Here is an 11,559-nt window from a genome sequence, read left to right on the forward strand (position 1 = left end):
CCGCCCCGAACGCGGGCGTCCCGGTGGCGGGAGAGAGACCCTATGGCCGTGTACGGCATCGACCTCGGGACCACCTACTCCTGCGTCGCGCGGATCGACGACGTCGGCAGGCCGGCCGTGCTGCGCAACATCGAGGGCGCGGACACCACGCCGTCCGTCGTCTACTTCGAGAGCGCCGACAGCGTCGTCGTCGGACAGAGCGCCAAGGACGCCACCGTCCTTGACCCCGAGCACGTCGTCCAGCTCGTCAAGCGGGACATGGGGGAGTCGGTGCCGCGTGAGTTCCACGGCCGCGCCTACACCCCCGAGGAGATCTCCGCCCGCATCCTCCGCAAGCTCGTCGAGGACGCGAAGGCGGCCACCGGCGAGGACGCCCGCGACGTGGTGATCAGCGTGCCCGCCTACTTCGGGCTCGCGGAGCGGGACGCCACCCGCAAGGCCGGCGAGATCGCCGGGCTGCGCGTCCTGGACGTGGTGGCCGAGCCCATCGCGGCCGCCCTCGACTACGGGGCCCTGGAAGGCGCCGAGGAGCACGGGGGCCGGGCGATCCTCGTGTACGACCTGGGTGGCGGCACCTTCGACACCACCGTGCTGACCCTGCGCGGCCGCGAACTGACCGTGCTCTGCACGGACGGCGCGAAGGAGCTGGGCGGCAGTGACTTCGACGACCGCGTCGTGGCGCACCTGGCGGACCGGTTCCGCGAGCGCTTCCCCGACGCCGACGACCCGCTGTCCGACCCCCAGTCCGAGACGCAGCTCCGCAAGGACGCCGAGGAGGCGAAGAAGGCGCTGTCGTTCCGCGAGCGCTACACCGTCCGCGTCATGCACCAGGGCAGGGTCGAGGCGGTGGAGCTGACCCGGGGGCTGGTCGAGGAGCTGACCCGCGACCTGCTCGACCGCACCGTCGACATCACCCGCCGTACCGTCGAACTGGCCGCCGAGCGCGGCGTCGCGTCCTTCGACGAGGTGCTGCTCGTCGGCGGCGCCACCAAGATGCCGGCCGTCGCCGCCGCCCTGCGCGCCCAGTTCGGCTTCGAGCCCAGGCTGCACAACCCCGACCTGGCGGTCGCCCGCGGCGCCGCGCTGTACGCCCTCGACCGGGCGGAAGGGGCGTCCGGCGCGGACACGGCGGAGACCGGCCTCGCCCACCGCCCCTACGAGATCTCCACCGTCGCCTCGCGCGGCTACGGCATCAAGGTCACGGACATCGACACCGGCCGCGAGTACGTCACCCACCTTGTGCACGCCAACGACGTCCTGCCGGCGTCGGTGACCGACGACTTCTTCACCCTCCGCGACGACCAGCGGAAGGTGCGGATCCAGGTGATGGAGCAGGCGGGCGCGGTGGAGTCGGACGAACCGGCGCACAACACCGCCGTCGCGGAAGGGACGTTGCGGATCCCGCCGGGCAAACCGAAGCGCTGGCCCTTCCAGTGCGTCTTCACCCTCGACGCCTCCGGCCTGCTCAACGTCGTCGCCACCGAGCGGGAGACCGGCGAGCGGATCGAGATCTCCGTGCAGATCGGGGGGCTGTCGCAGGAGGCGGTCGACGAGGCGCGGGTCGCGATGAGCCGCCAGCGGATCGGCTGAGCGCGGGCGCGGGCGCGGGCGCGGGAGCGGACGGGGACGGGGACGGGATCGGGGGAGCACGCTCGTGGGTTTCGACGAGGCACGCTACCGGCGCGAGGTGCTCGACGCCGGGCCGCCCGTGACCGAGGATCTCCGCGCGCGGTACCAACTGCCGGATGACCTGGGTGCGGACGCGGTCGCCGAGGCGGTCGCGGCGGTCCGCGCCTGCTGGCGCAGGAGCCGGGCCCGGCTCCGCTACCGCCCGGTGATCGAGCAGTTGGAGGCCGGCTACCTGGCCCACCGGCCGCTCTTCGACGCGGCCGCCGCCGGGGACCCCGAACCGCTGAAGGCCGCCCTCCGGGAGCACGGCCGGCGCGCCGCGTCCGAACGGGCCCGGCTGCGCGCCGCCTTGGAGGAGGCCGCGGGCGGGCTCGGCCTGCTCGCGGAGAGCACGGTCGCGCACCTCGCCGCCGCCCACCGGGTGCACGAGGACGAGGTACGGGCGTCCCTGGCCGCCCTCGGGCTGCGCACCGCCGAGCCGGACGCGCTGCCGCGCTCGGTGCCGCACCCCGCGTACGCGCGCTGCCCCGGCCACCTGGAGGTGCTGGGGCTGCGCCACCTCGCCGACTTCCTCGCGACGGGCACCCCGGGCGGCCGGACCGACCGGCCCGTACGCGTCTTCGGCGCACCCCCGGCCGGCCCGCCGGCCGTCGAGGCGGCGGCCCGCCGCTGGGGCCGGCTGCCGCACGGCGCCGCGCACACGGCGGCCCAGGCCGTGATCGCCGCCGTCCGCGGCGTGCTGGCCGAACAGGGCCCGGAAGGGCTCGCCCGGGTCCTGCTCCACGAACTGGCGGTGCCGCTGCGGACGCGCCGCGCCGCCCGCGCGGCCCCGGCCACCCTCCTCGCCCACGCGGTGGGGGAGTTGTCCGTCGCCGAGGACGACGCGCGGCGCCTGGTGTTCGCGGTGCTGCACGAGCCGGCCGGGGACCCGGTGGCGGAGCGGCTGCGCCGCCTGGCCGCCGACGGGCGGCTCGCCGAGGCGGCGGCCGTGGCGGACCGGCTGCCGCCGGGCGCGCTCCCCGAGGACGTCCGCGCCCTGGCCGAGCACGTGCGCGGGAGGCTCGCCGACGCCCGCGCGGTCCTCGACCAGGCGCGCCGGCTGCCGCCGGAGGACGCGGACCGGGCCTGGGACCTGCTGGAACAGGCCGAGGCCGCCGTATCCGACCTGCCCGGGACCGACGCCGTGCGCCGCGGCCTCGCGGTCCGGCCGGTGTCGGGCCTCACCGCGACCCCGGACGGCGCGGGCGTCGCGCTCCGGTGGCGGCCCTCGCCGTCCACGGCCGGCGAGCCCGAGTACGTCCTGCTGCGCACCGAGCGGCGCGCGCCACGCGACGCGGCCGACGGCACGGTGCTGCCGCTGCCGTCGCCGCGCGCCCCCTCGTGCGTGGACGGCGCGCCCCCGGCCTGCGTCCCGCTGTACTACGCGGTCGCCGTCCGCCGGGCCGCCGAACCGGCGAGCGGGTTCTCACCGCTCGCGGTGCACGGACCCGTCGTGCACCGGCCGGAGGTCGCCGACGTCCGGGTGGAGCCCGGGGACGGCCGGGTCACCGCCGCCTGGACGTGCCCGGACCCCGCCCGGTCCGTCGAGGTCGTCCGCACCCCGCCCGACGGCGAGGACGTGCGCGTCACCACCCGCCGCGACGGCTTCACGGACGCCGGCCTCACCAACGGCACGGCATACGGCTACCGCGTGAGCGCCGTCTACCGCACCGACCACGGAACGACCGTGCGCACCCCGGGCGTCCGGCTCACCGCCACCCCGCTCCCGCCGCCCGAACCCGTCACCGGCCTGGACATCCGCCCGCTGGACGGCCACCCCGACGGCCGGCTCCTCGCGCGCCTCGACCCGCCGGCCGGCGGGGAGGTACGGCTGTACGGCCTCGACGACGTGCCCCCGTGGCCGGCCGGCACCCGGCTGCGCGCGGCCGGTCTCTCCGGCCGGCCGATCGCGGCCCGACCGGCGCCCGGGGGACTGTCGTTCGCGCCCCCGGACCGGCCGACCACGGTCGTCGCCGTGACGGTCGCCGGCGACCACGCCGTCGTCGGCGCCCACGCCGCCACCGGCGGGCCCGCGCTCGGCACCCCCACGCTCTTCCGGCACGGCGGCGCGGACGTGCTCGTCCTCTTCGACTGGCCGCCCGACGGCGGCGACGAGGCCGAGATCGCCTGGCGGACCCCCGGCGAGGCGGCGGGACGACGGCGTACGGTCACCCACGCCGCCTACCGGGACGAGGCGGGCGTACGGCTGCCGGTCGCGGACGGCGCCGGGGTGGAGGTCGAGGTGCGGGCGGTCGCCCGGCTCGGCGGACGGCCCGTGTACGGCCGGCCGAGCACGGCGGTCCTGCCGCCGCGCACCGAGGCCGGCTACCGGCTGGAGCGGCACGGCCTGCCCGGACGCCGCACGGTCACCGCCGTGTTCACCGCCCGCGCCACCGTACGCGCCGAACGCCTGCTGCTGGTGCGGTCGTACGGCCCGGTCTGGCCGCTGGACCCCGCCGACGGGCACGTCCTCGCGGAAGCCGCCGACGTGACGCTCGGCCCCGGGAAGGACGTACGGCTGTCGGCGCGCCTCGCCCGCGGCCCGGGCGGCCGGCTGCGCTGCTTCGCCGTCGGCGCGGCACTCGTGCTGCGCGACCCGCCGCAGCACACCCTCGACGTCACCCGGAGGGAGCGGGGGTGAGAACACCGTGGCGGCGCCGCACCCGGGTGTGCCCGCACTGCTTCCGGCCCCTCACGCGCGAGCGGATCGCCTACGTCTGCGCGAGCCGCCCCGCCTGCCCCGACGACCGTGCCCTGGCGTCCGCCGATCCCCGGGCCGGCTCCGCGGTGTGCGGCACCTGCCGCCGCACCACCACCCGGCTCCGCTGCACCGCGTGCGGCGGGCGGCTGCCGGAAGGCTATCTGCGCACCCCCGGCAAACTGGTCGCGCTCGTCGGACCGGCCGGCTCCGGCAAGAGCACCTACATCGGCGTCCTGCTCCACGAACTGCTGCACCACCTCGGCGCCGAACTCGACGCCGCGCTGCTGCCCTGCGACGACACCACGATCCTCGACTACCACGAACGGTACGCACGGCACCTGTACGAGGAGCGGCACACCGTCCCCGAGACCACCGGGCACGACGCCGGCCGGCCCCTCGTCCACCGCCTCGGCCGGGTCCGCCGGGGCCGCTTCGGACGGGAACGGGAACGGGTGCTGACGCTGGTCTTCCTCGACACGGCCGGCGAGCACTTCGCCTCCCGGGAACGCATGGAGACCGAACTGCGCTACCTCGCCGCGGCCGACGCCGTCGTCGTCCTCGTCGACCCGCGGGACCTGCCCGGGGCACCGGTGAGGGGCGGCGACGGGGTGCCGGGCCGGTCGGGCGAGGTGCTCGCCCGGGTGCTGGGCCGGCTGGCCGGCGGCGGGAAGGTGACCGTACCGGTCGCGGTCGTCCTCACCAAGGCCGACCTCCTGTGGCCGCACCTCCCGGAGCACTCCCCGCTGCACCGCGCCCGCCGCCCCGGCCCCGTCTTCGACGCCGACGACCGGGCCGCCGTCCACGCCGAGCTGCGCGCCCTGCTGTGGCGCTGGCAGGAGCACCAACTCGACGCGCGGCCCGCCCGGTTCTGCGCCGACTACCAGCTGTTCGCGGTGTCCATGCTCGGCACCGCCCCCCGGCCGGACGGCGGCCTCGGGCTCGGCGGCGTCGTCCGCCCGCACCGCGTCGAGGACCCCCTGATGTGGCTGCTGCACCGCTTCGGCGCCCTCGACCGGGAACGGAAGTGACGCGCGTGGCACCCGGCGGCGCGGACGGCGCGGCTGCCGGCGTACGGCGGCCGCGGGCCGGATGCGCCCTGCCGCCGGCCCCGGAGCCGTTCCGGCGGGGGCGGCGGGGGGAGACGGAGGTACACGAGACGCCGGGCGGGCGCGCGCCGGGGAACCGGGGAAGGCACCGCGGCCCTCGCGGCGGCGGGGGAGGGGGTGAGCCGTGACCAACCCCGTCGTGCTGCTCCTGGTGATCGTCCTCCTCGTCGTGCTGGTCGTCGGCCACGGCGTCTGCGTCACCCTCCCCAGGCTGGTGTGGGCCCAATGGCTCACCCTGTGGCGGACGTTCGGCCGGGCGGCGCCCGTCCCGCCCGATCCGCACGCCGAACCGGCCGTCCCCGCCTACCTCCCCGGCACCGCCTCCCGCGACCTGCGCGCGACCTGGTGGGACGGGCTCGAACAGCACGAACGGCTGATGGGCGACGCCGAGCGGTTCCTGGCCGACCGGCTGGGCGACGCCTTCCGCCGGCCACGGCAGGGCGGGACCGGCGGCCCGGGCTGCCTGATGGTCTTCCTGCGCCCGGCCTTCCTGCTCACGGCCGTCGGAGTCGTACTGGCCGCGACCGCGCTCAACATCCTCCCGGCGCTGTTCGCGCTGACGCTGTGGGCGCTGTGCCGCGCCCTGTGGACCCTGTGGTGGGCGGTGGGGGCGGCGGCCGCGCGGGCGGAGCGCGCGCTGCGCCGGGGACGGGCGCCGTGCCCGTACACGGACTGCGGGCGCGCCATCGACCGCCCGGTCAGGCTGTGCCCGAAGTGCCGCGCCCGGCACCGGCGGCCGGCGCCGGGCCGGTACGGCGTCTTCCGGCACCGCTGCCGCTGCGGCGCCCGCCTGCCCGCCGTGCTGCGCGTACACCGCCTGGACGCGTGCTGCCCGCACTGCGGGAAGGCACTGCCCGGCGGGTACGAACGGGCGCGCGTCGTGGTGCTCGTCGGCGGCCCGGCCGCGCGGCGCGCGGGGGTGCACCGGCAGGCGCTGGCCGGCCTCGGCGTCCCGCCGGGCACCGAACCGCCGCTCGTGCGCACGGCGGGGACGCCCGTCCTGTGGTTCGACCCGTCCGGTGACGCGTCCGGTGACGCTTACGGCAGTCAGGAGGCGGCGGCCGCGCTGGACGTACTGCGCCGGGCCCGCGGACTGCTGCTGGTCGTGGACGATCCCGCCGTGCACGGCGAGGCCGTGCGCGCCGTCACCCGGGTCCTGCACGTCCTCCACGCGCTGCCCCGGCGTTCCCGCCCGCGCCGGCTGGCGCTGCTGTACGGCCCGGCCGTACGGGGCGACGACACCGCCGTGCGCGCGCGGCTGGAGGCCGCGGGCGGCGGGCACCTGCTGCGCGCGCTGGACGGCACGGGCATCCCTGTCCGCTGCGTCCCGGCCGAGGCGCCCGGGGAGACGGTGCGGTGGCTGGCCGGTACGGACGACACCGCGGGCACGGGCGTGAGCATGGCACCGCCGCCCGCGCGCCCGCCGGTGAACACCGCGTTCCGCCTCCCCCGGCACCGCGTCCCCCGCCGCACCCTCCTCCTCGCCCACCTGGCCGGATACCTGGCCGTCCCGCTCGTCCTGACCCTCCTGGAGACGAGTGCGCTGCCGCCGGACTCCCTCGGGGGCCTGCCGCAGAGGTACGACAAGTGGCGCCACCCGCTGACCGGTTCGGTCCACCAGGTCGACCTCGCCGCGTCCGCCACCCGCGACTGGCCTAAGCTCAGGGCCAGTTACTCGGCGCCCGGCCACCCGCCGTCCGCGGCGCTGCCGGGCCGCGGGGGCTACTGGTCGATCAAGGGGTCCCCGCGGAAGGGCGGCTGGCTGCGGGCGGACTTCGGGATGCCGCTGCCGCTGGACGAGGTGTCGGTGGCCTTCGATCCGGACAGCGTCCCGCCGTTCGCGCCGCCGGCCGACGTGGAGGGCCAGGTCGGCGCCCGTACGGTCGCGTTCACCGAGAAACGTGCGCACAGCAGGAAGTCGGGGCCCGTCCTGTCCAAGACGTACGGCTACGACATCACGGTCCCGGAAGCCGTCGACTCCGTCCGCGTCGGCCTGGGGCCCGTCCTCGACAAGAGCGGCAAGGAGGCCCAGCGGCTCCGCCTGCGGGAGTTCCACCTCCGCTGGTCCAGCTCCGACGCCCTGCGCCTGCGCCCGGCGGACGGCGGCGGGCTCGTCGTGGAGAACACGACCGCACGCGACCTCGCCGTCACCGTACGCCCGCCCCTGCTGCCCGCGGGATGGCGCGCCACCCCGGCCGGACGCCCGCCCCGGATCCTGCGGGCTCACGCCGCGTACGAGGCACGCTGGCGGATCACGGCCCCGGGCGGGACCACGGGCCGCGCGCCCCTCGCGTACGCCGTCGACATCACCGAGGACGGCCGTACCGTGACGGCACGTTGCCTGGCCCTCCTCACGGCCTCCCTGCGGACCGAGCCGCTCTGCTGAGGAGGCCGGGAACGCCATGGACGCGGAGGCTTCACCCGCCGCCGGACGGCGACGTCCACCGGGGCCCGGCGAAGTCGGCCAGGGCCGCGGCGAGTCCGGGATCCACGTGCGGTGAGGGGCCGGTCGGCAGGACGAAGTACCAGCCGTCGCCCAGGCGGGAGCGCCGGGGCGGCCGCGGGGCGCCGGCGAGGAGCCGGACCTGGAGCGCGTGGAAGCGGGAGTCCCGGCCCCGGACGACGGCACGGCGCACGGCGATCTCCTCGACGTGCCGCCACTCGTACGAGCGCCGCCTGCGCCCGGCGACCGAGGTGACGCCGTCCCGGGTCAGCTCCAGCTCCAACGGCCGCGGCGGCATGAGGAATCCGACGACGGTGAGCAGGACGCCGGCGACGGGCCAGAAGGCCAGGCCCAGCCACACGACCGGCTTGTGCCACTGCCCGGTCACGCTCATCCGGACGGCGTAGGTGCCCAGGACCGCGCCGACCACGGCCCAGTGGGCCAGCGGAAGCCTCCGCGACCGGCCGCGGAGGCGGTAGTGGTCCGCCGTGTGCTCCACCGTGAAGTCGCGAGTGTCCGAGAGCTTGGGGAGCGGGACCGGCCCCGGGCCGGACGCGGCCGTTCCGCGTTCCCGGGCGCGCCGCCCCGCCAGGTGCTCCTGAAGCCTGCGGTTGCGGAAGCGGTAAGTACCGCCGGACAGTTGCAGCAGGCCGGCCGTGCGCGCGTCCCGGAGGAACGCCATCAGCGACCAGGGCACCCGGCGCGCCGCCGCGAGGGAGCACCTGGCCAGCACCCAGCGGCTCCACGGACTCAGCAGCACCAGCATGGCCGAGGCGCCCGCCCAGGAACCGGCCGCCGCCCAGCCGCCGCCCCCGCCACCGAGCCAGAGGAACGCACTGGTTCCCACCCCGATCAGCGGCGCCACCAGCGTCAGCGTCGTGACGAGCGCGCTCCGCTCGCCGCGCAGGAGTTCGTCGGGGGTGGCGGCGTCCACGGTGTCGGCGGGCGCCGCGTACACGATCATCAGCAGGACCGGCAGGACGCCGCCGACGGACAGCGACACCAGGATGGGGTCCCGCACCACGGCGTACAGGGCGAGGAGGAGGACGACGAGGACGGGCCCGCCCGAGAGCACCGCGAGCCGGGCGAGCGGACCGACGCGCGCGTGCCGGTCGAGGGAGCGCAGCGCCCTGACGAAGAGCAGCGGATTCGCGCTGCGGCGTGGTTCGGTCAGCCGCTGGCCGAACCAGGAGCCGGTCACCGAGCGGGCGACCGTCGCGGCGAGTACCCCGATTCCCACCACGGTCGTGCTGAGGAAGTCGTCCGACATCGAGGTGTCCGAGGAGCCGGACACCGCCGCCCTGACCGCGAAGGAGAGCAGGATGCCGGCCGTCAGCAGCGCGGGCAGGGCGAGCAGCCGGGGCAGGGGTGCCATGTGCAGCCGCCACCACGCCAGTTCGGACTCGCCGCGCCGGTTCAGCATGAGCGCCAGGTAGGAAAGCCAGGCGCCGGCCCGTTCGGCGTCCCAGGTGCGGGGCGGGTGCAGCCGGCCGGGGTGCGCGGGCAGCGGCGGGAAGGCGGCGGGCACGATCCGGTCGAGCAGGTGCGCCTCGACGGCGTCCCGGGTGGGGAACAGCTCGCGGTTCACCAGTTCCCCCGGGCCCTCCGGGTCCTTCTCGTACGCGCGGCGCACCAGCCACACCATCAGCGGACTGCCCAGGGCCCAGGCGGCCGGGGCGGCGGGTTCCGTCCGGAGGGTCGCCAGCAGCGGTGCCCAGGCGGCGGCGCGCGCCGGCGGCCGGGCCTTGCGGAGGTACTCCGCCACCTCGCCGGGGCGCAGCGGCAGCGACTCGATCACCGTGGCGTGCCGCAGCCCCCTGCCCTCCCGGTCGAGGGCGGCGTACTCGGCCGTGCGGGAGACCAGTACGGCGTCGCCCTCGCCGCCGAGGCCCGCGTCGAGCGCGTCGAGGACCTCGGCGCGGCGGTGTGCGGGCAGCTCGTCGAGCCCGTCGAGGACGGGCAGGACCCGGCGTTCGAGGACGAGCCGGCGGGCCGGGTGGACGCCGTCCACGGGCGGCAGGCCGGGGTGGTCCCGGTGCAGCCGGTCGATCAGCCACTCGGCGAGCGGCTGCTGCCGGGTGTTCCAGGACTCCAGCGACAGCATGAGCGGGACCGGCACGTCGTCCTCGCCCTGGGTGAGCCGGCGGGCGAGGAGTTCGAGGGTGAGCAGGACGGAGAGCACGGTCTTGCCGGACCCGGCGGTGCCCAGCACGACCAGCCGCCGCCGGGGCCGCAGCCGGAGGAAGGTCCCGGCGATGGTGTCGGTCCCCGAGCCCGCGGGCACATGCTCCCCCGCGGACGCCACGCGCCGGCTGGGCGTCCAGCGGACGGGCAGGGGCTCGGGGTCCGTCATGTCCCAGGCGTCCGCCTCCGCGCGCCACCGGTGCAGGAGGCTGCGGGCCAGTCTTCGCTCGGCCGCGGCGAGCGGGGCGTCGTCGTCGGGCGGCGGATGCTCCACCCGCATGGTGAGGTTGAGATCGCCCCGGAGGATGCCGATCTGGATCAGGTACTGGGCCGTGCAGTCGACCGCGGTGTTGATGATGTCCGGCTCGCCGCCGGAGTCCGTCCGCCTCACCATGTCCGTCCGCCCCCGTCGTCGCGCTTTCCGCCATCGCGCTTTCCGTCGTCGCGCCTTCCGTTGGTGTGCTTTCCGTCGGTGCGACCGATAAGACTCACGTGGTGCTTCTCAGGGTTTCCTCGGCTTGCCGTGGAGACGCACCGTGCCGAGGATCCGCATGATCGTCGAGTCCGGCAGCTCGTCCCGCACCCCTGTGGCGCCGTAAAGGCTCCAGGCGACGTAGCCGCCCGCGGAGTTCCTGAAGCCGAAGGTGACGGCCTTGCCGTCGGTGGAACACGCGTTCCTCCGGGGCGCGTTCCTGGACCGGGCCCAGGCGATGCTGCCCTTAACACCGGACTTGGTCGTGTAGGGCTTGGCCGTCCTGTCGGAGACGATGCTCTTCTTGTCCGGCTGTGTGTAGCCGCCGTACACCCACTTCGGAGCCCCGTTCAGGGCGACTTGGCCGGTGTCCCCGGCCCCCTGGGCGCCTTTGGTGCCGGCCCCCGCCAGCTCGCTGCCGACCACGCGCCCGTTCTCGTCGATGTCGGGCACGCACCAGTCGTCCCGGAGCAAGGCGTATCCGCTCATGGCGATGATGAACCTGCTCCAGTTGCGCGGGTCGTCGGGGTCGAGCTTGCGGTCCTGGAAGCCGTACGCCTCGGACGGAGGCTTGACGTCCCAGTCCGGCGGCACGTCGAAGGCGGTGCCGAAGTCGGGGTTGACGACGACCTTCCAGCCGGGGATGACGGGACGTTCGGTCTCCGCGACGTGGGGGGTGGCGCTCGCCGGTGCCGGCGCGGTCGGGCTGTGCGAAGTGCTTGCCACCGCACCCGCGTTGTCGCCGCCACCCCCCAACAGCAGCGAGCCCGCGACGCAGGCGGTGACGACCACGGTTGTGGCGGCGACGACCGCGACGGCCTTCGCCCGTCTTCCGGCGCCCACGGACGGCTCTCCCGACGGCATGGCCAGTACGATAGCGCCTGGTGTTTCCGAGGGCGCTGTTCCGCGGGTGAAGCGGTACGACGCAGGTGAAAGGGGCGCCCTGCGACGGCGGTTGCGACGCCGCAGGCGAAGCCCGCCGGCC

General features: G+C 76.3%; 6 protein-coding genes. 4 read left to right on the top strand and 2 right to left on the bottom strand.

Translation table 11 applies throughout. The features are described 5' to 3' along the window. Positions 1-42: 42 nt before the first annotated feature. The 4 genes from ACQEVS_RS27070 to ACQEVS_RS27085 all read left to right on the top strand — a co-directional run bounded on the left by ACQEVS_RS27070 (position 43) and on the right by ACQEVS_RS27085 (position 7,861). Entirely contained in the window at positions 43-1,590 is a 1,548-nt protein-coding gene (locus ACQEVS_RS27070; protein WP_433024407.1) for an Hsp70 family protein, read from the top strand. Positions 1,591-1,654: 64 nt separating this feature from the next. After that, positions 1,655-4,309 carry a hypothetical protein gene (locus ACQEVS_RS27075; RefSeq protein ID WP_433024409.1) on the top strand — a complete coding sequence of 885 codons (2,655 nt, stop codon included), beginning with the start codon at positions 1,655-1,657 and terminating at the stop codon, positions 4,307-4,309. Further along, positions 4,306-5,397, top strand: a complete 1,092-nt coding sequence (locus ACQEVS_RS27080) for a TRAFAC clade GTPase domain-containing protein (protein ID WP_433024411.1) — start codon at positions 4,306-4,308, stop codon at positions 5,395-5,397. The genes ACQEVS_RS27075 and ACQEVS_RS27080 overlap by 4 nt, the downstream gene beginning before the upstream one ends. Positions 5,398-5,599: 202 nt before the next feature. After that, on the top strand, positions 5,600-7,861 hold the full coding sequence (locus tag ACQEVS_RS27085; protein ID WP_433024413.1) for a hypothetical protein: 2,262 nt from the start codon (positions 5,600-5,602) through the stop codon (positions 7,859-7,861). A 31-nt stretch (positions 7,862-7,892) separates the two neighbouring features. Here the strand turns inward: ACQEVS_RS27085 and ACQEVS_RS27090 are convergent, their stop codons facing one another. Both ACQEVS_RS27090 and ACQEVS_RS27095 read right to left on the bottom strand, forming a co-directional pair. Then, on the bottom strand, positions 7,893-10,496 hold the full coding sequence (locus tag ACQEVS_RS27090; protein ID WP_433024415.1) for an NACHT domain-containing protein: 2,604 nt from the start codon (positions 10,494-10,496) through the stop codon (positions 7,893-7,895). Positions 10,497-10,604: 108 nt separating this feature from the next. Then, positions 10,605-11,438, bottom strand: coding sequence for a hypothetical protein (locus ACQEVS_RS27095; RefSeq protein WP_433024417.1), 834 nt, complete (start codon positions 11,436-11,438; stop codon positions 10,605-10,607). Between the last annotated feature and the right edge of the window lie 121 nt (positions 11,439-11,559).

This window comes from Streptomyces sp. CA-181903 (assembly GCF_050937075.1).
GTDB lineage: Bacteria > Actinomycetota > Actinomycetes > Streptomycetales > Streptomycetaceae > Streptomyces.